Genomic DNA, 23,466 nt, shown 5'->3' on the forward strand with positions numbered 1-23,466 from the left:
CAACATATTTAAACAATTTTTTAACTATAACAACAATTATAGGTTTATGCTGCCTTAAAAACAACATCTTTTTGATTCTAAAGACTTTAAATCTTTTAATTTTCAACAAATTTCGCTAAAAAAGTTTTGTTTTTTTAGAGAGATTTTGTCATTTACAGGCTTAAAGATCTAAAACTAAAGTTACAAAAAGGGCATAAATCCGGTAAACATACAATGAAAGTATGTTACCTGATTTATGCCCTTCATCTTTTTTCCTTATTCAGAATGGTCTCTACGACTCGCTTAGATGATTCTCCGTTCTCCAAGTAGCAGAATTTCTCATAAAATGATGTGAATGAAGCTGGTAATGTAAAGGTCGATTTCTCTGTCTCTTTGATCCAGTCAATCACACTTGCTGTTTCTTTCACAAGCGGACCCGGTGCTTCTTGCTCAAAGTCAAAATAGAACCCTCTTAGTTTGTCGCGATACGTTTCGATGTCTGGAACATAGAACAGCATTGGACGCCTAAGGTTTGCATAATCAAAGAACACGGAAGAGTAATCTGTCATGAGTAGGTCAGAAATCATATAAAGGTCTCGAATGTCTTCGTAATGAGAGAAGTCATAGGCAAAGCCTTCATATGGTCCGAGATCAAAGTTTTCCGCTACTAAATAGTGCATACGAAGGATGATGATATATTCTTCTCCGATAGATGACCTCAACTCATGCAGATCAAGGTCCAATTCAAATTTATACTTTCCAATTGTATAATATTGATCGTCTCTCCAAGTCGGTGCATAGAGGATGATTTTTTTATCAAGAGGCAGGTTCATCTTTTGCTTCAGCGCTCTTATCGTTCCTTCATTATTCTGATTGTACAGAAAATCATTTCTTGGATACCCTGATTCAATCATGGTCTGTTGAAATTGGAACGCACGTGTAAAGATCTCAGTCGAGTATGCATTAGGAGATATAAGACAATCCCATTTCGATGCTTCTTTCGTGAAATTCTTTTTATATTTCTTCGTGTTTGCTCCAGGAATATGAACTTCGTCCATATCCACAGCCAGTCGTTTTAAAGGCGTCCCGTGCCATGTTTGCAAGTAAGTTGTGTGGCCTGGTTTTGGAATCCATAGCGGCAAACGGCTGTTTACAACCCAATACTCGGCTCTTGCCATTGCAAGAATCCATTTAAACGACAGACGATGAATATAATAGATGCCCTTTTCTTGAAACGGTGCTTCATACCCTTTTTTAACGCTCCAAATCAACGTATAGTCAGGGTGATTTTCTTTCATATACTCAAAAATAGCACGCGGGTTGCAGCTGAATTGTTTTCCATTAAAGCTTTCAAAAATAACCGTTTTCTTTTTTGGCTGCAGTTTACTGACACCCAAAAACAAGAGTTTAAAAACGATGATATATAAAATTGTAACGATTTTTTTCATTTTCATTCACATGCTTTCACAAAGAATACAGTCCGTTCTTTAATTGATCTTCCAAGAGTAGTAACCATTTTTCGTTTGGTAAGACCACCCATCTATTGACGAAGGTTTGTTGGTGAGCAGTTCTTCTTCCACTTCTAAACGCTGTAGTACTTCTTGATGATGTGTTTTTGACTTGCTTCGGATGTAAAAATCGACATGTTTCGTTTGATTTAGTTCGATCTGTTTCTTTGTTTGAAAATGACCAATCGGGAAAATCACTTGTTGATTTTCGTTGATGGTTTGAGAAATAATTTCAGCACCATTGACTCGATCAAATCCTGCAAAATCTATTTCTACCTGATCCGCAATGTTCATTTCGCCTTCCATCTCAAGCTGCAGATGAAGGACATGATGCTCAGAGCTTACATCACGCAACATCCATCTTACATGTTCCACAACACTTCTTAGTTCTTCTTTAAGTACTCGATTATCAAGCATATTCTGAAGAGCTGCTCCCCAAGAAGAACCATCATCCTGTGGCAATAGATAAAAGGAAGATTGTTCCCCTAAAACTTTTTCGACATCTTCCTTATGTTTCGGATGACAAAAGAAAATAGCATCTACCTGCTGCTTCCTGATTTGTTTAAATAGTTCTTCATAATGAGTGTGCAATTGACGGGGATTTTCCTCGTAGTGTGCGTCATGCACAAAAGCAGCATAAAATACTGAATCAGATTTTTCCATTTTAAACAGATCGTGATCTATCTCTCGATCTTCTGCAATCATCAATTTCATGCGTTCATTTTTTGTTTGAATATCAGATAGCCATTGCTGTACGATATCGGATTTTTTCACAAATGTGGTGATGCCTGTCTTCTTGTACCAATTAATATGCCTTACTGTATTCTTCTTGGCACTCCCAGAATATATGGTTTCCATGTAGATACTTCTATCATCTCTAATGAATTCTTCCAGAAAAGGGACACCCTTATGCGGAACATAGTGAAGTACTCTTCGTAAAGCGCCATGTATATCGTATTCTTCCCGTTTCATCAATTGCTGTTCTTCATTAAATTGATCTATATACAGAATGGGGGAAGAAGGTAGTTCGTATCTTGTCACTTGAACGGTTGAGTTGTCCTCAGATATAACGACTTCATTAATCGATTCCAATACGGTACCTGTAATAAACTCCGAATAAACCCTTTTACTCCCGCTCTCCGGTAAAATATAGTGTTCAAATACATTCAAGATGGAAATTTGAGGGTGGAAATTCTCCTCCAGGCTTCGAATATGCCCCTTTACATTTACATCAAAATTCAAAGTTAAGATGGTAGCTCGTTTATTCTTCTCAGCCAATGATTTTAATCTTAAGTTTAATGAATCCGTTAAGGTGTTGTCCTGTTTTGGCACATCCCCCATCATAAAGTAGTAGTCCATGTCAGGAATTTCAACCGATTTCATTGTTTCATTTAGTTCAGGTTGATCCAATGTGTGTTCACCTTTTTTCTTCATCCAATTTTGAAACACAGGAAGCTCTCCTTATAAAAATGATCACTTGCTATTGTATTTTACATGAAAAAGCACTTCTCACCAAAAGATAAGAAGTACTTTTTTCAATCTATTATAGTCCAGCAATTTCTTCCTTAATTTGTGTTGTCGAAATACCTTCTGTTCTCTTCAAGTAAACGACTTCGCAATGCTCTTTCAAGAAATCGAATTTACCTTCCCAGTCATCTCCCATAACAAACACATCAATGTCATGTTCTTGTACGTCTCGGACTTTTTGATCCCAGCTGTTCTCTGGAATGACTTCATCTACATAACGAATGGTTTCTAAAATCAGCTTGCGATGCTCGTAGCTATGATAAGCCTTTTTTGATTTTTGTAAATTAAACTCATCTGTAGAGATGGCTACCACTAAGTAATCTCCAAGCTGTTTTGCACGCTCTAGCAGCTTGATATGCCCCCAGTGTAATAAATCAAATGTACCGTAAGTAATAACTTTCTTCATTGCAAACATAAACTCCTTTCTTCATCCTTATTCGACTGCTTCAAGCAGTAATGTTTATCCGTAATCCTATTCTCATCGGTCATGTTTTTTCGCTCTTCGGAACTTCATTATATCATAATGCCTAAAAAACGTTAAGAAAATGTAAAGACAAACTATTTCCAATTTAATGGATGGAATAGTGAAACTGCGTCAATACAGTATTTCAACGTTTTTAGAGACTAGTTGTTTATTAAAATGTCATGAAATTAAAAGGATTGTAAAGTTATTGTTAATATTTCATGGAGCAACTGTGATAAAATGATCTGTAGGTTAAGAATGAATTTACAATGATCGTACAATAGATAACAAAAAGAAAAAGGGGGTTTATACAGTGGAAACAGAAGTGGTCTCTAACCTTTCTTATGTAAATGGCGACTTAGACGAATTTATTAGTTATATGAACCAACACCACCTTTCACAGCGAAGAGGCGCAATGATTGCAACGGTGAATCCAGAAATAGGCTATGCAACTATGAAGGATCATGCATATCATAAAGTCATCTCTTCTGCAGACTATGTCTTACCTGATGGTGTAGGTGTTGTCTTGATGTCACGTCTTATAAACCATCCGTTGAAATCAAGAATTGCAGGCTTTGAGGTTTTCATGTCTATGCTTGATCTCGCAAACAAGCAATCTAAAAGTATCTTTTTATATGGGGCGAAAAAAGAAGTGCTCGAGGCTGTCAAACAGCGAATTGATACGGAATATCCGAATGTGGTGATTGCAGGCAGCTGTGATGGTTATCAAGCGGATAAACGATTTGTGGCAAAACAAATTGCTCGTTCAAAAGCAGATATGGTGTTTGTTGCTTTAGGTTATCCAAACCAAGAGAACTTTATTTATGAATACCGTCATTTGTTCCCGCAAGCTGTTTGCATCGGTTTAGGTGGAAGCTTTGATGTATTTAGCGGAACGGTGAAGCGTGCACCACGCTGGATGATTAAAACAAATACGGAATGGCTGTACAGACTCATTGTCAATCCGTGGAGATGGAAACGAATGCTGAATATCCCAAAGTACGCTTTTGCCGTATTAAAAGAAAACAAAGGGAAAAAGCGCTACTATCCTGAGCAAGTAAAAGATCAGACGAAGCAGCTGTGAGAGACTGATACATGATGAATATACGCTCAATGATCATCTCATGCTATGCAGCTTTTGTTTCTTTTGCTGGATGGCTCATGAGCGGCGTGAAACCTCGTGACAATCAGGTGACGCTGCTTGTTTCATTCCAAGAGAATGCAGCTGCTCTTATCGATACTTATCAACAACAGGCGAATATGACAATGAAGCTCACTGTCCTCTATACGAAGCATGCTTCCGTGATAGAAAAGGACGTGCCTCATGTGTCATTTCGCTATTTTCATGAAAAAAATCCCTTTCATCTCATTCAATGTATCTATACGATGCTAAAAAGCAAAGTTGTCGTCACAGATAATTATTTTCTGATGACAAGTGTGCTAAGAAATAGACCTTCTACCACTTGTATTCAAGTGTGGCACGCCAATGGTGCTTTGAAAAAGTTCGGTCTTGAAGACGCTTCAAATCATCACCGTAGTTCTCGTGATCTGCAGCGTTTCAAGCGGGTCTATGCGTCTTTCGATTATATCGTTACTGGCTCAGATCACATGCGCGAGATTTTCAAAACTTCATTTGGCGTCAACGACGATCGTTTTTTGCCAACAGGTGTCCCCTTCACAGATGCGTACTATGATGAGCGCCCTATTTCCTTTCAGACGGATATTTTTCCAAAAGGCAAAAAAGTGCTGCTGTATGCGCCGACCTACCGGGACTTTGCAATGGACGGTCTTGTCTTACCTTTTTCTAAAGAACAATTGCAGAGAGAGCTGAATGGTGACTATATCCTGCTCGTCAAACTTCATCCTGCGGTGAAACATTTAGCCAAAGCAGAAACAGATGGTGAGTGGATCTTTGATGCATCCGATCAGCCGCTCTTTCCATTGCTCTCTGTATGCGATGTCCTGATTACAGATTATTCGTCCATTGTGTTTGAATATGCGCTGCTCCGAAAGCCTGTTTTGTTCTTCACTTACGATCTAGAGACTTATCGCACAAAACGCGGCTTAGTCGAACGTTATGAAGACATCATTCCAGGAAAGGCTTGCGTCACTCATGATATGCTCTTAACGGAGCTTAAGCAGCTAAACGAATCAGCCAATCAAGACTTATTGAAAACCTTTGCTGAGGAATGGAATCAATATTCAAAAGGGAAATCAAGTCAGCAGCTTCTTTCCTTTATTGAACATCAGCTCTTACACAAAAAACGTCCGGCTTCTCATTAAGAAGCACGGACGTTTTTTTATTTGTTATACACGGGGATATCATAATACAGCGTATAGTTATCAAGTAAGTTATACAAACTATACATACGAGTGACCTGTTTAGAAGCCCAGCCAATATCTGTTGCATATTGGTGAGTGGCTGTCGCAGACCAGCGCATTTTGTAAATGGTATCTTGTTTGTATGTGGCATTATTGATGTAGCTGTTGCCAATGAATTTTGCCCCGCCAATAATGGCCGCCTCAGGCGTGAACCATTGCTGTTCATACGCATACTTTGCACCGAGGTAATTCGGGTTACTGTCATATGCACCAATGCCATACATGTTGTACACGATTTTATCATTAAACTTCGTACCGTTCGCTAAAATGGAACTGCCGTTTCCTGTTTCAAGCAATGCATGTGAAATGAGATAGATTTCGTTAATATGATACGTTTTCGCTGCTGTGATAAAGGCTTGTCCTTTTCCGGCAAGAATCCCTTTTCCTGCTAAAATCTTCGTATTCACTTCAGTCGGATTGAGATTTGCAGCTTCAGAGAGTTTGAGAAATTGAAAATAAGATTGAGTGCCCTCCGCGATATTCGCTGGGTCTACATATTTTAATACTTCTGCTGAACTCGCATTTCTCCAGCCGAGGCTAATCTTGATCCAGTTGCCTTCTTTTCCAAGCTGCTTCACTTTTGTCCCTTTGTTCAGCTGTGCGACGATGTTGCTAGCCGAACTTGAATCAGGTGTAGAACGTACATTTAGCCCGTCTGTATTCACTGTGGACGTCGCTGGATCTACATATGTCGCATAGACATAGGCTGCACCATCTGTCTGCGGCGACACCTTCATTTGTTTGTTTACCATCTCATTGACTGTGAGGTTATAATTCGTCTGCATCACCATTGGACCGTTTTTGATTTTGGTCGCTGTGGCTGTCCAGCCGTATTGGCTTTTCACAAAAGCAATGGCCGCAGTCGCATTTGGTAACCCTGTAAACTGCTGTGTGATGTTGATTTTATATGCCGGTTTTGTCGTTGTTGTATAAGCAGCTGGTTCATTTCGTTTTTTGAAGAATGTCATGCCTTGGTCTCTTAAGGCAGCAGTCGAAATAACCCCTGTTTTGATCTGATATTGACCATAATCAGTTGCTCCCGTTTTTTGAGCGGCTGCTTTCATTTTTTGTTTGGTTAAATAGCTTAAGGCTTGATTCAGCTTTGTCTGATTCACAGTTGCCTCTGTCGTAATACGGTATTGCTTAACAGCTTCTGTTAATGTTTTTGTACTGCTAGCAACTCCATTTTTTTTCATGATCTCTTGTGCCTGCTTCACTTTGCTTTGATCATATACAGGAGCTGTCATTAGGCTGTATGCTTTACTGACGGCTTGTCCCTTGCCTGTTGTGATGCTGCTTGTCACCTTTTGTGCTTTTAAGTATGCAGCACCTTTATTTACTTTTGTCTGATCTGTTGCTTGATTCACAACAAGTCGATACGTGCTGTCAGATGCTTTGCCTGTTTTTTTCGTTGTGGCGGATACTTTTTTCTTTTGGAAAAATGCCGTTGCTTTTTTCGCTTGATCATCGCCCAAAAGATTCCCAGTCACTACTTGATATGGCTGTGTAGAGGAGATTTTTTTAGACGTATAGCGCCATTTCTTTTTCTTGAAAAAGGCAACTGTTTTTGCGTAAGTTGTGTCATTTAATTGATTGAGCTTTACGATATAATTTTTCGTTTTTCCTACTCGCTGCACAGTACCTGACACACCAGCTTGTTTTTTGATCTGAGCCGCCGCTGAGGCTGCTTCTTTATTGTCTTTGAAATAGCCTGATTCCATGCTATATACATTTTTAACAGCTCCAGCCTTCTGAATCTTTCCGCTAATTTTCGCTTCTTTTTGCAGCTGGGTCAGAAGGGTTTGCGCTTTAGACTGATTCGTTTGTGCAGCAGATGTGACGATGTAATACGGTTTGCCTGCTGCTACCGTTTGGAGTACTGCTTTTAAACCAGATTCCTTTTGAAAACCTTGCAGGATGGTATTTGCCTTACTCTGTCCGACAATATTGCCTGAGATCAGCTGATACACGGTGCCAGCTTTGTTTTCGGTTTGATATGTACTAGTGACTCCGGCCTGTTTTTGTAGTTCGGTTTGAATATTTTTGACTTTCGTTTCAGAATCAATGGCTCCTGAAATGACCTGATATGATGGTCTGCTTTGATTGATAGCTTCATACGCGCTATTGAGTCCTGATGTTTTCGTCAGCTCGAGCGTCAGTTTTTTCGCCTGACTTTCATCGTTGATTGGATCAGATACGATTTTCTGTAAAGGAAGGCGGTCACCTACTGGAGACACCGTACCGCTCATGCCTAACTCTTTTTTTAATGCAGCGGCACTTGCACTCGCTGCTGCTTGTGAGTCATATCCTGAGGCAGTTAGCTGATAAGTCGATGTATTTCCTGACGTTTGATAAGTGGCTGTCCACTTCTTATCCTTTTTCAACGTGTCAACCGCTTTTTTGACTTCTGCTTCTGTTGTAAATACTTTTGAGGTGCTAATCGTATAAATGGATTGATCGACATAGGAGGCTGCTTGCGCTTCTTTGCCTGTGTGTAATGTCATACCAAAGGCAGCTGCGAGTAACATAATCTTGATGGTTTTTTTCACGGTCCCTGTCCCTCTCTTAACTTTGCATAATAGTCTACTAATCTCTTTATCGACAAAAACAAGTCTCTTTCAAGTCCTTTATGCAATAGAAAAAAAGAGGACTCCCGAAGTCCTCTTTATCTTTATATATGTGACACAATCAGTTCACAAGATCCTTCAATGGTGAAGTTCCCTGTTTCAGCCGGCAGGATAAAATGGGCTCCTTTTGGCAGCGGATATGTATGTCCATTATGCTCTAAGGACCCTTCCCCATTAATAACGCTGCACAGCAAAAACGGATAATCTTGCGATAGCTCTACTTTTTGATCAATTTCCCATTTATACACAGAGAAGTATTCTGCTTCTACAAATGTTCTAATGGTCACCCCTGGACGAGTTTCTACTGATTCATCTGCATAACCGTCTACATGAGGAACCGTTGTGACATCAATGGCCTGCGTGAAGTGAAGTTCACGTTCATGGCCATTTTGGTCTTTTCGTTCATAATCATACACCCGATAGGTCGTATCTGAACTTTGCTGCGTTTCAAGAACCAGTGTGCCTTCACATAGCGCATGAATGGTACCGCTTGGCACATAATAAAAATCACCCGGCTTAATTTTCACTCGCCGCAAAAGGCCTTCCCAATCTCCGCTGTTCATCATGGTCACAAGCTCAGTTCTCGTCCTTGCATTATGACCGTAGATCATTTCTGCGCCTTCTTTGCAGTCAATGATATACCAGCACTCTGTTTTTCCAAGCTCGCCATTTTCATGTCTTTCCGCATAATCATCATCTGGATGAACTTGAACGGATAAGTCTTGGTTTGCATCTAAAATTTTTGTTAAGAGCGGAAAGCGATCGCCTTCTATTCCCCCAAACAATTCTCTGTGATTGTCCCATAGTTCGATCAACGTTTTCCCTTTATATGGACCGTCTTGCACGACACTTGGTCCGTTTGGATGAGCAGAAATTGCCCAGCATTCTCCCGTTTGATCAGAAGGAATATCATAGCCAAATTGATCCCTTAAGGCTGTACCTCCCCATATTCTCTCCTTCAATTCAGGCAGTAAAAAAATTGGTGACTGCTTCATTCAGGATGACTCCTCCCTTTGCTACCCTTTGATAATCCTTGACTAGCATAATGAAAACTAGCAAGTCTCAACTTTTATTATGACGCTATCTAAAGAGAAGTCAATCCTTTCAGTACACCGAATGAAAACGATAACAAGAAAATCAATTTACCCTTTGACTGAGCCTGCAAGAAGCCCTTTCACAAAGTATTTTCCGAGTAGAATATAGACCAAAAGTGTCGGCAGCGCAGCCAAGATGGCCCCTGCCATTTGAACATTCCATTGCACAATTTGACTGCCTGATAAATTTTGCAACGCAACCATGACCGGCTGATTCTCTGCCGTGGTCATAGTAACCGCAAATAGAAACTCATTCCACACATTTGTGAACTGCCAAATGGCAACCACGACAAACCCTGTGATGGAAAGCGGCAGAATCATATGTCTGAAGATCCCGATAAATCCGGCCCCATCCATCTTCGCTGATTCAATCATTTCATCAGGAATGCTCACATAAAAATTGCGGAACATGAGTGTTGTGATTGGCAGGCCATATACGACATGGACAAGTACAAGTCCCGGAATGGAGTTATACAAGCCGATTTCACGTAAAAATTGAATAAGTGGAATGAGGATACTTTGGTATGGAATAAACATACCGAACAGCATGAAGGTAAACACCACTTCTGATCCTTTAAAGCGCCATTTAGACAGCACATAGCCATTCATCGCACCTAATACAGCTGACAATAAGGTAGCAGGAATGACTAGATAAAGAGAATTCATTAAATTAGGTGATAACTTTTCAAAAGCGATTTTGTAGCTTGAGAAATCAAGTGTAGATGGAAGCGACCACATTCGCTCAAGGGTCACTTCACCTAATGGCTTTAAGCTTGTGAGACGAGCATGACATAAACAGGCATGAGAAAAAACAAACTGCACAGTATTAATAACGCATAAAGAACTGGACGGACAAACCCTCTTGCGGTCATGATGAAGCCCCCTTCCGGCTAGACAGGAGATACGGCACGATAAAGACCGCAACAGAAATCAGCATAACGATCGCAATGGCGGCACCACCTGCATAATGGTTTCCTCTAAAGGTCATTTCAAACATATACACACCTGGCACATCGGTGACAAAGTTTGCACCTGGTCCTGTCATCGAGTAAATCAAATCGAAGATCTTTAAAGAAATATGTGCCATGATAATGACGACACTCGCTGTGATTGGTTTTAACAGCGGGAAAATGATTTTCCAGTAGATTTGCCACTCGGTTGCGCCATCCATTCTAGCAGCCTCTCTCACTTCCTCTGGAATGCCTCTAAGACCAGCCAAATACATCGCAAGTGAGAACCCTGTCATCTGCCACACAGCAGCGATGACAACTGCAATCATTGCTGCCGGTACACCAAACTCAATTTTCCCCCAGACAAATCCAGCTAAAATGTTCGTATCCGTGTACCACTTGGGCTGGATGCCGAGTGTTTTTAAAAACAGATTCACCCCAGTTGATGGATTTAGGATCCATTGCCACACAACACCTGTGACCACAAAGGAAAGGGCCATCGGAAAGAAAAAGAGATTCCGAAAAAGTGATTCCCCCTTGATCTTCTGGTCTAGTAAAATGGCCAGTACAAGCCCAGAAGCAATGACTGCTCCAATAAAGAATAATGTAAAAAAGACCGTGTTTCGAAGATCTGACTGAAAGCGAAAATCTTGAAACAGCATGACATAATTTTTCATACCTGCGAAAGAAAAATCAGGAACAAGCGAGGTCCAGTTCGATAATGAAACATATCCTGTCCAGCCAATAAAGCCGTAAACAAAAATGAATAATAAAACAGCTGACGGTGCTAAAAATAGCAGGGCAAGCAGCTGGTCTCCATTCCATTTTTTCCGAACACGTTTCACTTTTGCTGCTGGTGTTTTTGTGGTCGGCGATGTGTCCATGCGCATGAAGCTACACTCCTTTTTTTAAAAAAGAGGCGGTGCCTAACGGCCGCCTCTTTCATCTTTATTTCATTGAATCTTTTAAAGAAGAAACGAACTGGCTGCTGTCTTTTTGTGTCACGAAAATATTGACGGCTTGGTTCGCCTTCGTGACAAAACCTTCTTCAGCAGCTGAGCCATGCGCAAGAGACGGTGCCAGCTTTGACTCTTTAAACGCCTTCATTGCCGATTTTCCGTATTCATCATATTTTGATACATCTGCATCCACACGTGCCGGTATTGACCCTTTCAGCGGATTAAACGCATCCTGTCCTTCCACAGATCCTAAGACAGATAAGAATTTTTTTACGTTTTCTGGCTGTTTGACACCTTTCGGCAGTCCGAATGTATCCGTGATAACCATAAAGCTACCCTCCGTACCAGGAGTTGCCACGTATCCAAAGTCTTTATTTACCTTCAAATCTAGATCATTTACAAAGTATCCTTTTGCCCAGTCGCCCATGACATTCATTGCAGCTTCCCCTTTTGCCACGAGCTGTGAGGCATCCTGCCAGTTACGCGAGCTATGATCGTCGTTGACGTATTCGAGCATACGTCCAAAGATGTCTGCCGCTTCCTTCACTTTTGCATCATCCATTTTTAAGTCGCCCGCCCAAAGTTTTTGATAATCATCGGCGCCTAGTACACCTAAAAGAACGCTCTCAAACAAATGAGTTGCTGCCCAAGGTTCTTTATCCCCAAGCGCAAGTGGAGTAATCCCTTTTTTCTTTAAGGCATCGGCTGTTTTGAAAAATTCATCAAACGTCGTTGGCGGTTCTAAGCCCTGATCTTCAAATACTTTTTTGTTATACCAAAGCACATTGCCTCTGTGAATATTCACTGGAACGGAATAGATTTTCCCGTCTTTGCTCACAAGGTCAATCAGTGATTCTGGAAATTTATCCTTCCAGCCTTCTTTCTCATAAAGGTCATCCAGCGGCTCCATTTTACCTGCGGCTACCCAGCTCTCATTCAGCTCTGCTCCCCCGTGTACTTGGAAAGTAGCTGGCGGATCATCTCCTTGCATCCGGCTTGTTAGAACAGCCTTTGCATTCGTACCAGCGCCACCAGCGACAGCTGCATTTTCAATTGGAATGTCTTTATTTTTCTCTTCAAACAATTGAATGAGTGCCTTCAGTCCGTCTTCCTCACCTGCACCAGTCCACCAAGAGAAAATTTCTAGTTTCTCCGCTCCGCCCTCTTTTTTTGCATCTGAGTTCGTCGATGAACTGCAAGCAGAGACGACCAGCATACAGAGTGCCAATAAAGTAAAGCCTAATTTAAACTTCATCATGGATCCCCCATCCCTATTTTGTAAGCGTTATCAAAATAAGTATACTGGCAGATCCTTGCCTTTTTTCAGGCAAACTTCTTCACTTTTTTATGAAATTCTTCATTTTTTTACGACCTGTTTTCGATATTCCTTCGGTGAACAGCCAACCATTTTTTTAAACACACGACTGACGTAATTCGGATCAGTATATCCTGCTTGATAGGTGATTTCTTTTAAACTAAGCGAACTCTCTTTCAGTAGCTTCTTCATTTTATCCATCCTACAGGTCGTCACATATTCTTTAAACGTCAGACCTGTCTCATCCTTAAAGCGTTTGGTGAAATACGTCGGGCTTAAATCAACATAGGCGGCCGTTTGCTCCAGCGTGATATGTTCGCAAAAATGTGTTTGAATGTATCGTTTCGCCCGTTCTATATCATTCACCGTCTGGGTTCTTGCTTCATACAGATCAAATAAATGTTCACAGCATTGGCGGCATTCTGTTTCTGTAGTGATAGCCAGAATCGGCACATCTGCACGAAGTCGTGATTTGAGTAAAATGAGCAGCTCTTTCACATGAGAAATGGTTGCACCTTCTAATTGGAAGGCATCATAGTAAGCAAGAGCATCATCTCTTCTCCCTTCTTCTAGTGCCAGCATCATGTCATCGGCAAGCTCAGGCAAGTTGATCAATACGTAAGATTGTCTATCTGTATAGTAAAAGCCATAACGAACCGCACCGTCATCTTTTTTTCGCTGATAATAGGAAAGCTTCGCTTCTGCCGCACTTTTCTGAAGTTGAAGTGGATTTGAGACAGGATGACCCATGCCAACAATGACAGGTGAATGCTGCTCGCTTGTCATGGCAGCGCGAATGGCTTGCAGTACATTCGCCTTTAGATGACCAGGTGATTGACGGCTGTAAATCAAGCATGTGAACAGCTCACCGCTCACTTGGATAGGCACTGCTTGAAAAAGAGCAGACTCCTGCAAATGATTCAGGAGTTGATCCCCGCCTGTCCGCTGAACAGCGATCACTAGACCTGCTTGAAAATCCTGAAACAGCCGCTCAAACACTGTGGAGGAATAAGATTGACCGTTCAACACATGAGCTTCCAGCCATTTTGACTGCTGATTGACTTTCTCCGCCTGCCGCAGGGAGACCTCCTGCTGTATTTCTGCCGCAACAGAACGGATCGCTGTAATGGTTTCGTCTTTATCAGCTGGTTTGACAAGGTATTGTTTGACCCCTTCCTGCATGGCTTGCTTGGCATAATCAAATGTATCGTAGGCTGTCAGCATAATAAATTTAGTATGAGGACAGCTTGCTTTGATCTGTTTGATCGCTGTGAGTCCATCCATGCCTGGCATCTGAATATCCATGAGCACAAGGTCAATTGGCTTAGACCGCGCCAATTCCACCGCCTTTTTTCCATTCGCAGCTTCCCCTGCAATATGACAGTCTGGCAGCCATTCGGTCATGAACTTACGCATCGCCATTCGTTCAATTTTTTCATCATCCACAATCAGCACGTTCAGCATGCTCGTTCCTCCTTGATTGGTATTGTCAATTGAATGGTGGTCCCTTCGTTTGGCTTTGAATCAATTTGAAGGGCATCCTGCACTCCGTAAAACAAACGCAGCCTCGACATCACATTTCGAAGACCAATTCCTGTCGAGTGACCTTTACTACGTGTGTCTGAATGATCTTCTTCCTCTTGCGATAGCAATCTCTTTTTCTCTTGATCACTGATGCCAAGTCCATTATCCCGAATCCGAATCATGACAAAGCCATCATCTCGATCAATAGAGAGCTCTACAAGCCCCCCTTCCTCTTTTGGTTCTACCCCATGAATAAAGGCATTTTCGACAAGCGGCTGCAATGTAAGGCTCGGAATGTGAACAGATAGACACGACTCATCTATGGTCGTTTTGCATGTAATACGATCAGAAAATCTTGTTTCTTGTATATGAAAATATTCTTTTACCACTTTCACTTCTTGTTCTAACGTAACAGATGCGCTGAGAGGAGATAGCGAATACCGCATCAGCGTAGAAACGGATTGTATCAATCTCGATGTCGCATCAGCTGATTCTAAGTACGCCATACGTGAAACGATGTTTAATGTATTAAATAAAAAATGTGGATTCATTTGGTTTTGTAGTGTTTTCAGCTTCATGTCTTTAATTTTCTGATCTAAAGCGGCCTTTTGTTTCATCTCTTCAATCATGACCTTCATCTCTCGCCGCATTCGCTCAAAGGCATGATTTAACACAGAGATTTCGTCCTTTGATGACACATGCAAATTCGGACCATCAAAATTTCCTTCTGATACTTCTTTGGCACTTCGAGACAGATGAACGATCGGTCTTGAAATTCCACCCGCAATGATATAGGCCATCCATAAAGCGATGCCTATCGATAATGTAAACAGACATAGAGTAAAAAGCGCATACGTTTGATGTCTTTTTTGAAGGGATTGGTAGAGTACTTGATACTCAGATAATTCATCATCCAAAAGAGTCATTGTCTGTTCTTGGATATAAGAGGACACGGTTCTTACTTCTTTCACACTTGCAGCATATTCTTTGATTTTCCCTTTTTTGACATGATTCATTGTCGCATCACTTTCGTTTATGAGCGTCCGCATCATATATTGATATTTTTCAATGGACGGGATGGCGGCATGAAGCCCTGCATCTTTGAGTAATGCTTGGTCATATGATGTCATTTTCTGTTTTGATTCAGCATAGCCCTTGGCAAACGCCTGATCCTTTTCGATGGCAAAGGCGTTGACCTTTTCATACATCGTTTTTGCCTCTGTCGAAATATCATTCAGCAGGAGAAAGGAACGAAAGCTCTTGCTATATTCTGATGTGATTTTTGAACTGCTCCAATACACAAAAAAAGCGGCCACATTGCCAAGGAGCACAAGAATTAAAAAAGCCAATAATAACTTACTTCGAATTCTCTTCATGGCTGAACCCCCTGTGGTCTTTCCGTTTGATGAAGGGGCAGGTCTCCTCGCCGAATCACACTCGTCCCTGTGTACTGCAGCGGTTCTTGTTTATCCCCTTGTTGCAAACGAACAAGAGATTCAACCGCTTGATAGCCCATTTCATAAGGGTGCTGTACAACCACTGCATCAATTTTCCCATCATCCAGCGCTTGAATCGTATCAGGCAGAGTATCAAATGCGAGCACATAAACATCTTTAGATGAATGATATTGCTCTGTTGCTTGAATAATGCCGACACCGTCTAATGCACTTGTTCCATAAAATGCGGTGAGCTGCGTATGATCATTTAACAATTTATACGCAGCACCGGAAGCACCTGATTTCGTAATCGCCGACTCTTCTATTCCAGCAATATGAATGCGTTTCTCACCAGAAACGGCATCTCGAAACCCCTTCACGCGAAGCTTCTGGTGAATCGCATCAAGCCGTCCCGTCACAATGCCCACATACTGTTCACCTTTTGTATCGGCGATGAGTGCCTGTCCGGCGATAAAGCCAGAATAATAGTTATCTGTTCCGACATACACTTGACGCTTGCTCCCCTCTGCATCGGTATCGACTGTGACGACATCTATACCTTTCTCTCTTGCTTTTTGAAAGAGCGGTTTGTATCTCTTTGCATCAAGCCCTTGCGTCATAATGCCATCCACATGACCAGCAATCGCCATATCAATGGTTTTCAGGTGATCATCCAAATCAGCCTGCTTTGGACCTAGGTATTCAAGATACACCCGATGAACTTCCGCCGCATCAGCAGCTCCCTTTTGCACCAATTGCCAATATTCATTATCAAGTTCCTCCGGTACAAGAACAAAGTGATATTGATAAGTTGATACTGCCTCTTCGGAAGCGCTTTCAATTTTAACTAAATCTTGACCTAATACAGATAAAAAAAGAACAGATACGACACAAAATGTGAGAAATGCGCCTATTCCGAACAACTTCGACCTTTTCATTCACATCCGCCTCCTTCCATTGTTGCCGCATAAAAAAAGAGCTGCTTATAAAAGCATACTCTCTCGACCTCTATAATTCCTTTGTCATAAATAAACTGTTCGGATCTTCTTGGTATGAACCAAAAGGCGGGCAATATTGAAAGCCAAAGCTCTCATATAATTTTCTTGCCGGTTCAAAGAAAGCAATCGCACCTGTTTCAAGGCTCACTCTTTTATACCCCCGCCGCTTCGCCTCTTGGAGAAGGTGGGTCAACAGATGCTTCGCCACGCCTTTTCGCATATGGGCTGCTGCCGTCCTCATCGATTTGAGTTCACCATGTTCACTTGATAGCTCCTTGATGGCTCCGCAGCCAAGAAGCGCCTCTCCATCCCTTGCACTCCATACTGTGACGTCTTGTTTTTTCAGATCGTCTAACGAAAGGGCATGAATGCTTTCTGGCGGTGAATGTTTTTTCATCTCTTCTAAATGAGCTTGAATCAATTGTTCAATTTGACCATCTTTTAGTTCATCTTGTTGAATGTACATATCGACCTCTCCTTTATGCTCATTTTACGTGAAGAGAAGTGCCTTCCCATCTTTTATGTCAGATAAACGAACAAACAACCGGCAGTCATCCGCCGGTTGTTTATGTGAACTACATGATGGTGGAAGAAAGAACAGCCTGTAATTCTTCTGCTGTACTGCTTTCAAGCTGGCTGCCGACACCCACTGCCACGGCTCCTGCTTCAAGCCACTTTGGCACATCGACTGGATGAATGCCTCCTGTTGGGATGAACTCAATCTCTGGAAACGGGCCTTGCAAATTTTTCATATAGGACAAACCGAAGGCGCCGCTCGGAAAAAGCTTTAACACGCTGTATCCATTTGCTTTTGCCTGCATAATTTCACTCGGGGTCAAAACACCTGGAACGTAAAGTGTATCGTGAAAAGATAGGTGCTCTCCGATGACAGGAAGATATCCCGGGCTGACGATAAATTGAGAGCCGGCTTCAATGGCTGATTGTGCCTGCTCAAGTGTTGTAATCGTTCCGGCTCCGACAATCAAGTCGTGGTCATGCTGGTAAGATGCAATGATCCGCTCTGCTTTGGGCGTGGTATATGTCACTTCGATGGCCCGCACCCCTTTTTTCTTTAAACGAGCAATCATCTCTATCCCCTCTGCTTCACTACCTGCTCTGACCACCGCAATGAGTTTACAAGCTGCGAGCTTCTCTTTAACGCTCATACTTGCTGACTTTCCCATACCTCTCATCTCCCTTCATATCGTGTCGCCTTTGATATCGTTTGGCTTCTTTTATAAATGCCTGAAGCTCTTTTCGAGTCGGCAGTCCCTCGTGATCTCCTGGGGACATGACTGCAAGTGCTCCAATGGCATTGCCTCTTGCTACCGATTTTTCATATGATAAACCGTCCAGCAGACCGCTCATCACTCCCACTGCAAATCCATCACCAGCTCCGACTGTATCCACGACATGAGACACATGGAAACCATCCACTACACCTTGGCCGGATGCACTTTTGAAATAGGCTCCTTCCGCTCCCAGTTTAATGACCACAAGCTTGACGCCTTTTTGTAAATAAACATCCGCAATTGCTTCCGGATCATCACATCCCGTGAGTCTTTGACCTTCTGCAAGCCCTGGGAAAAACCAATCTACTTGAGCAGCCATCTGATTCACCGTATGAATCATGTCTTCTTCCTCTTCCCATAGTTGAAGTCTAAGGTTCGGGTCAAAGGAAATGGTTTTTCCTGCTTCTTTCATTTCTTTAAGGGCATGAAAAGAAAACGCTCTCATTTCACTAGACACAGCAGGCGGGATTCCGGTCATATGAAGATGTCCTGCCTGCTGAAAATAAGTGGACGGGAAATCGCTTGGGTTCAATGTACTCGCAGCAGAGTCTTTTCGGTAGTACGTCACATCAGGGTCTCCATCGATGACTTTTGATTTAAGCAATATCCCTGTTTTGGCTCCATCATTTGAACGGAGTACTGCCTTCGTATCGACCCCTTCTTTTTGAAGCTCTTCTAAAATAAATGTACCAAGTGAGTCCGCCCCGACCTTGCTCATCCAGCCAACGCTAAAGCCTAATCTTGCCAAGCCGACCGCAACATTACTCTCTGCACCAGCAAGTGCTTTTTGAAACGTATGCACTTGGTGAAGCTCGCCAATTTCTTTTGCATAAAACATCGCCATTGATTCCCCAAATGTGATCACATCCAATGCTTTCACTGATTTCTCCCCTTTCTTGGTACCGGTTTCAAAACAGTTGAAAAAGAGAGAGCATGCACGTATGTATACTCTTCTCTGCCTGACGTTTATAAAGATTTTCTCACAATGATTTCTCCATCAAGTTGAATGGTCTGGGGTGCACTCTTATCCCCTTCAAGACGCGTCTTGATTTTTTGCATCGCCGCTCTCCCCATCTCATGAGATGGCTGCGCCACCGTAGTGATGCCTGGCCCGATCAGCTTATACCATTCTGTATCATCAAATCCAGCAATGCCTATCTCCTCAGGTATCTTCACCCCAAGATCGACGAGTTCACTGATGAGCTTCAGCATAAGTAATCCATTGCCTGCTAAAATCGCTTTTTTCTGATGGTTTGATTGTAAAAACCGACAAATCTCATCTCGCATTTGTTCCTTTTGCTTCAAATTGATTTCTGCAATCATAGGTGTCTTATGTTGACTCATGGCCGTCTGTTCATAGGCTTCTTTTCGTTCTTCACGTGGACTAATCCCATCGACCGGCTCAGTAAAGAAAGCGATATGTTCGTAGCCTTTTTCATACATCTGATGAAGTAGACGAGCCGTGATGTCACGGTTATTCGTTGTGACGGTATCGACCTTGAGTTCAGGTAACTTACGGTCAACAAGAACAATCGGTACACCATTTTGCTTAAAGTCTTGCAAAATGTCATTGTTTTGACCCGTCGTATTAATGATCAGCCCTTCAATATAATGCGCATGCAGCTTCAGAAGCATTTCTCGTTCTTTTTCTGGACGATTATCTGTGTTGCACACCATGATGCTGTATCCATATTCATCACAAATCTCTTCCACACCACGTAGTGTCGCAACAGAGAACGGGTTCGTAATATCAGCCACAATAAAACCAATGACCTTGCTCTTTCTTACTTTCAATCCTTGGGCAAGCTGACTCGGACGGTAATGGAGCTCCTCAATGGCTTTTTTAATCTTTTTTACCTTTTCAGGAGAAATTTCATTTGTTCTGCCATTGATGTATCTGGATACCGTTGATTTTGAGACACCTGCATATGCAGCAACTTCGTTAATGGTGACTTTCGTTTGCTTTTTCTCTTTCATACAAAAAACTCCCAAGATCGATCTTCTCATTTGTTTCGAAACCGATTTCAAATAAACTTAAAAAAAGCATACCACAAGTTGAACTGTATCAGAAGATTTTTTTCATGAACATGAAGAAAAAAAGCTTTTATACAATTAAAGAAAGCGATTTCAAATTAACGGTTGACGCCGCTCTCTTTTTCCTCTAGAATTTTCCTTGAAACCGATACCAAATAAAACAATCATATGTTTCAGATGGAAAGGGAGGCTTATCTCAAATGGAAAATCGTTATGCTGTACATCCTGAGCAGGTCAAGCGTTTTACAACAGAGGAACTTCGTCGTCATTTTCATATTCCGACACTTTTTGTCAGTGGTGAATTGAAGCTGTATTATTCGCATGAGGACCGTGTGGTGATTGGCGGCGTTATGCCGACATCAGAACCGATCAAGCTAGATGCCGGCGACTTTTTACGTACAGAATATTTTCTTGAAAGACGGGAAATTGGCATTGTAAATGTCGGCGGCCAAGGTACGGTTACAGTCGATGGTGAGTCATTTATGCTGGAGCATAAAGATTTCTTATATATTGGACTTGGACACGAACATGTACAGTTTGCTAGTTCATCAGGTGAGCAGGCCAAATTTTATCTTGTGTCAGCCACCGCTCATAGAGCGTATCCGACACAAAAGGCTGCGATCGCTGAATTAACACCGAATCATTTAGGGGAAGCATCCGCCTCGAACGTACGGAATCTGTATCAGGTCATTCATGCAGACGGCATCCAAAGCTGCCAGCTTATGATGGGCATCACTCAGCTTGAAACCAATAACACATGGAACACGATGCCTGCTCATATACATGACCGGCGGATGGAAGTGTACTTATATCTTGATATAGAGGAAGACGCACGTGTCTTTCATTTTATGGGGGAGCCATCTGAAACGAGACATCTCGTTGTGGCAAATGAAGAAGCCGTCATCTCACCTGCCTGGTCCATTCATTCAGGCTCAGGTACAGCAAATTATTCATTTATTTGGGCAATGGCGGGAGAAAACTATACGTTTAAAGATATGGACTTTGTCCCGATGGACCAGCTGAGGTAATGAGATGACGTCGACATCATATGTAGCGTCCCTCTTTTCCCTCGAAGGCAAAACAGCTCTTGTCACAGGTCCTGGAACTGGTATTGGGCAAGGGATTGCCGTAGCGCTTGCCCGTTCAGGTGCAGATATCATCGGCACCTACCACCATACGCCGCTTGATGAAACAAAAGAACTTGTCGAACAGACCGGCAGATCATTTCATGCGATTCAAGTAGACTTTTCAGATCCTCAGTCCGCAAAGCGGGATGTTGATGCCCTTTTAAAGCAGCATTCAATTGATATTTTGATTAATAATGCTGGGACCATTAAAAGAGAAGAGGCCGCTCAATATTCAGAGGAAAACTGGCATACTGTGATGGATGTGAATATCAACAGTCTCTTTTTCCTCACGCAAAAGGTCGGACAGCAGATGCTGAAAAAAGGGCGAGGGAAAATTGTCAATATCGCTTCCCTTCTATCATTTCAAGGTGGTGTCTTTGTTCCCGCTTATACAGCAAGTAAGCATGCTGTCGCAGGTTTGACGAAAGCTTTTGCAAATGAATGGGCAAGTCAGCATATTCAGGTCAATGCGATCGCACCTGGTTATATTGCAACCAATAACACGCAAGCCATTCGTGACGATGCGAACCGGAATGAAGAGATTCTGAAACGAATCCCCGCTGGACGCTGGGGACGGCCTGAAGATCTAGCAGGTGCCGCCGTCTTTCTCAGCTCCCCTGCCTCTGATTATATGAACGGTCATATTTTAGCCGTAGATGGCGGCTGGCTGGCGAGATAAACATGTGAAGAGAATTCCTATTTTAGGGGATTCTCTTTTTTCTATTTGCATAATTCTTCTCCTTCCGAGTCACTCTATAAAAAAAGACATGAGGGTGAGGTATTATGAAAAGTCGTATTGAACAAGATATAGAGTCCGTCATTCAGCGTGTCAAAAGCTTTGCCGGCAAAAGTGATGATATCGTGTTCCACTCTTTTTCATTTGGTCCTTCCGCTGTCTCTGCATGTCTCGTGTACGTTGAAGGACTCACAGAATTTGAGATGCTTTCCAAACAAATCATTTCACCTATGCAAAAGGAACTGACCATCACCAAGGTCGACCACACCACACTTTCTTCCCTTTCTAAAACGTTCTTTGGTATTCAAAATGATGTGCTGGAAGATATGAACCTTGCCATCGAGCAGTTATACAGCGGCAGGGCTATTTTATTTGTGGATAGGGCCACTCAAGCGCTTGCGCTCCATACGAATCTTTTTCAATTTAGAGAAGTAGAGGAGCCGCAATCAGAAGTCCTTGTAAGAGGACCCCGGATTGGATTTATTGAAAATCTTGAAAAAAACACGGCATTGCTTCGTGAAAGAGCAAATGATCCGAACCTTGTCATTCAAAAGGTAAACATAGGAACTCGCAACAAGAAATCTGCTGCTCTTGTGTATGTTCGTGATATCGCAGACCCCAAACTAGTAGATGATGTATTCTCTCGTATGAAGCAAATCAAAATGGATGATATTCCTGAGTCCGGCTACATAGAACAGCTGATTGAAGACAGTCATATCTCTATTTTCCCGCAGATTCAAAATACAGAACGTCCTGATCGGGTGATTGCCTCTGTGCTAGAAGGAAAGGTGTCTATTTTGCTCGATGGGACGCCATTTGCCCTCATTATGCCGATGACTCTCACTGCCTTGATGCAATCACCGGAGGATTATTATCAAAGATGGACAAGTGCGACTCTTTTGCGTTTGCTCCGTTATATTGCCGTGCTTTTGACGATCTTTTTACCGGGACTCTATATCGCCCTTGTTTCCTATCATCCTGGTTTATTACCAACACGAATGGCACTGACCATCGCAGGTAGCCGGCAAAATGTGCCCTTTCCTCCTGTAGTGGAAGCCATTTTGATGTCGTTTACGATTGAACTGCTGCGGGAAGCTGGACTTCGTCTTCCTAGGGCGATCGGGCAGACGATTGGACTGATTGGCGGCGTCATTATTGGACAGGCGGCTGTCCAAGCCAATATCGTCAGTGCCTTAATGGTCATTATTGTGTCTCTGACGGCACTAGCCGATTTCACTGCTCCATCATATGATTTCAGCTTTCCCTTACGCATCCTGCGGTTTATGGCGATCTTCAGTTCAGCCATGTTTGGATTATACGGCCTCATCATGTGTTATTTATTTGTACTTTGTCACTTGATGCAGCTAAAGACCTTTGGTTTTGACTATTTCACACCTGTTTTGTCTTCACCGTTTTCAGATTTAAAAGATACGTACGTTCGTTTACCAATAGGGCTATTTAAATCGAGACCGAAAACAGCCAAGACAAAAAATCTCAAAAGACAAGGAGATTAAA

At 42.2% G+C, this 23,466-nt stretch carries 18 protein-coding genes and 2 pseudogenes; 5 read left to right on the forward strand and 15 right to left on the reverse strand.

Translation table 11 applies throughout. The annotated features are described in order from the left end of the window. Positions 1-242: 242 nt before the first annotated feature. The 3 genes and pseudogenes from LCD32_RS16110 to tagD all read right to left on the reverse strand — a co-directional run. Positions 243-1,430 (reverse strand): annotated as a pseudogene (locus LCD32_RS16110) (CDP-glycerol glycerophosphotransferase family protein); the annotation flags it as partial. Between the two features lie 36 nt (positions 1,431-1,466). Further along, positions 1,467-2,936: an alpha-glucosyltransferase N-terminal domain-containing protein gene (locus LCD32_RS16115; RefSeq protein WP_081114197.1), complete on the reverse strand. Its 1,470-nt coding sequence runs from the start codon at positions 2,934-2,936 to the stop codon at positions 1,467-1,469. 94 nt (positions 2,937-3,030) lie between these two features. Then, on the reverse strand, positions 3,031-3,420 hold the full coding sequence (tagD, locus tag LCD32_RS16120; RefSeq protein ID WP_008343212.1) for a glycerol-3-phosphate cytidylyltransferase: 390 nt from the start codon (positions 3,418-3,420) through the stop codon (positions 3,031-3,033). Between the two features lie 370 nt (positions 3,421-3,790). Here tagD and LCD32_RS16125 point away from each other — a divergent pair, with 370 nt between their 5' ends. Both LCD32_RS16125 and LCD32_RS16130 read left to right on the forward strand, forming a co-directional pair. Then, positions 3,791-4,561: a WecB/TagA/CpsF family glycosyltransferase gene (locus LCD32_RS16125; RefSeq protein WP_045033965.1), complete on the forward strand. Its 771-nt coding sequence runs from the start codon at positions 3,791-3,793 to the stop codon at positions 4,559-4,561. Positions 4,562-4,572: 11 nt separating this feature from the next. Beyond that, positions 4,573-5,760: a CDP-glycerol glycerophosphotransferase family protein gene (locus LCD32_RS16130; RefSeq protein ID WP_082181666.1), complete on the forward strand. Its 1,188-nt coding sequence runs from the start codon at positions 4,573-4,575 to the stop codon at positions 5,758-5,760. 17 nt (positions 5,761-5,777) lie between these two features. Here LCD32_RS16130 and LCD32_RS16135 read toward each other — a convergent pair whose 3' ends face one another. The 12 genes and pseudogenes from LCD32_RS16135 to LCD32_RS16190 form a co-directional block, all read right to left on the reverse strand. Further along, the gene (locus LCD32_RS16135) at positions 5,778-8,408 is read right to left on the reverse strand and encodes a glucosaminidase domain-containing protein (protein WP_060781488.1); all 2,631 of its coding nucleotides are present in this window, start codon (positions 8,406-8,408) and stop codon (positions 5,778-5,780) included. A 122-nt stretch (positions 8,409-8,530) separates the two neighbouring features. After that, the gene (gene manA / locus LCD32_RS16140) at positions 8,531-9,481 is read right to left on the reverse strand and encodes a mannose-6-phosphate isomerase, class I (protein WP_007499909.1); all 951 of its coding nucleotides are present in this window, start codon (positions 9,479-9,481) and stop codon (positions 8,531-8,533) included. Between the two features lie 147 nt (positions 9,482-9,628). Beyond that, a pseudogene (locus tag LCD32_RS16145) lies at positions 9,629-10,452 on the reverse strand (carbohydrate ABC transporter permease). Next, positions 10,449-11,420: a carbohydrate ABC transporter permease gene (locus LCD32_RS16150; RefSeq protein ID WP_017359986.1), complete on the reverse strand. Its 972-nt coding sequence runs from the start codon at positions 11,418-11,420 to the stop codon at positions 10,449-10,451. The pseudogene LCD32_RS16145 and the gene LCD32_RS16150 overlap by 4 nt, the downstream one beginning before the upstream one ends. A 58-nt stretch (positions 11,421-11,478) precedes the next feature. Further along, positions 11,479-12,747: an ABC transporter substrate-binding protein gene (locus LCD32_RS16155; protein ID WP_035389707.1), complete on the reverse strand. Its 1,269-nt coding sequence runs from the start codon at positions 12,745-12,747 to the stop codon at positions 11,479-11,481. 99 nt (positions 12,748-12,846) lie between these two features. After that, positions 12,847-14,268 (reverse strand): response regulator, encoded by a 1,422-nt coding sequence (locus LCD32_RS16160; RefSeq protein ID WP_224564253.1) that lies wholly within the window; start codon positions 14,266-14,268, stop codon positions 12,847-12,849. After that, positions 14,262-15,704 carry a sensor histidine kinase gene (locus LCD32_RS16165; RefSeq protein WP_079919216.1) on the reverse strand — a complete coding sequence of 481 codons (1,443 nt, stop codon included), beginning with the start codon at positions 15,702-15,704 and terminating at the stop codon, positions 14,262-14,264. The genes LCD32_RS16160 and LCD32_RS16165 overlap by 7 nt, the downstream gene beginning before the upstream one ends. Continuing rightward, a complete protein-coding gene (locus LCD32_RS16170; RefSeq protein ID WP_060781493.1) occupies positions 15,701-16,702 on the reverse strand; it encodes a sugar-binding protein in 1,002 nt (333 codons plus the stop codon). Before LCD32_RS16170 ends, LCD32_RS16165 begins: the two co-directional genes overlap by 4 nt. Before the next feature lie 70 nt (positions 16,703-16,772). Then, positions 16,773-17,228, reverse strand: a complete 456-nt coding sequence (locus LCD32_RS16175; protein WP_060781494.1) for a GNAT family N-acetyltransferase — start codon at positions 17,226-17,228, stop codon at positions 16,773-16,775. Positions 17,229-17,337: 109 nt separating this feature from the next. Then, complete coding sequence (locus LCD32_RS16180) at positions 17,338-17,946, reverse strand: bifunctional 4-hydroxy-2-oxoglutarate aldolase/2-dehydro-3-deoxy-phosphogluconate aldolase (protein ID WP_060781495.1); 609 nt, start codon at positions 17,944-17,946, stop codon at positions 17,338-17,340. Next, entirely contained in the window at positions 17,918-18,934 is a 1,017-nt protein-coding gene (locus tag LCD32_RS16185) for a sugar kinase (protein WP_082181667.1), read from the reverse strand. Before LCD32_RS16185 ends, LCD32_RS16180 begins: the two co-directional genes overlap by 29 nt. An 86-nt stretch (positions 18,935-19,020) precedes the next feature. Beyond that, positions 19,021-20,031: a LacI family DNA-binding transcriptional regulator gene (locus LCD32_RS16190; protein WP_057078964.1), complete on the reverse strand. Its 1,011-nt coding sequence runs from the start codon at positions 20,029-20,031 to the stop codon at positions 19,021-19,023. A gap of 257 nt (positions 20,032-20,288) precedes the next feature. Between LCD32_RS16190 and kduI the strand changes: the two genes are divergently transcribed. The 3 genes from kduI (at position 20,289) to LCD32_RS16205 (ending at position 23,465) form a co-directional block, all read left to right on the forward strand. Next, entirely contained in the window at positions 20,289-21,116 is an 828-nt protein-coding gene (gene kduI, locus LCD32_RS16195) for a 5-dehydro-4-deoxy-D-glucuronate isomerase (protein ID WP_052320917.1), read from the forward strand. A 4-nt stretch (positions 21,117-21,120) separates the two neighbouring features. Beyond that, entirely contained in the window at positions 21,121-21,894 is a 774-nt protein-coding gene (gene kduD, locus LCD32_RS16200) for a 2-dehydro-3-deoxy-D-gluconate 5-dehydrogenase KduD (RefSeq protein WP_017368170.1), read from the forward strand. A 104-nt stretch (positions 21,895-21,998) separates the two neighbouring features. Beyond that, complete coding sequence (locus LCD32_RS16205; protein ID WP_060781496.1) at positions 21,999-23,465, forward strand: spore germination protein; 1,467 nt, start codon at positions 21,999-22,001, stop codon at positions 23,463-23,465. The last annotated feature ends 1 nt before the right edge of the window (position 23,466 follow it).

It is taken from the genome of Bacillus sp. RSS_NA_20 (assembly GCF_020165915.1).
Lineage (GTDB): Bacteria > Bacillota > Bacilli > Bacillales > Bacillaceae > Bacillus > Bacillus altitudinis.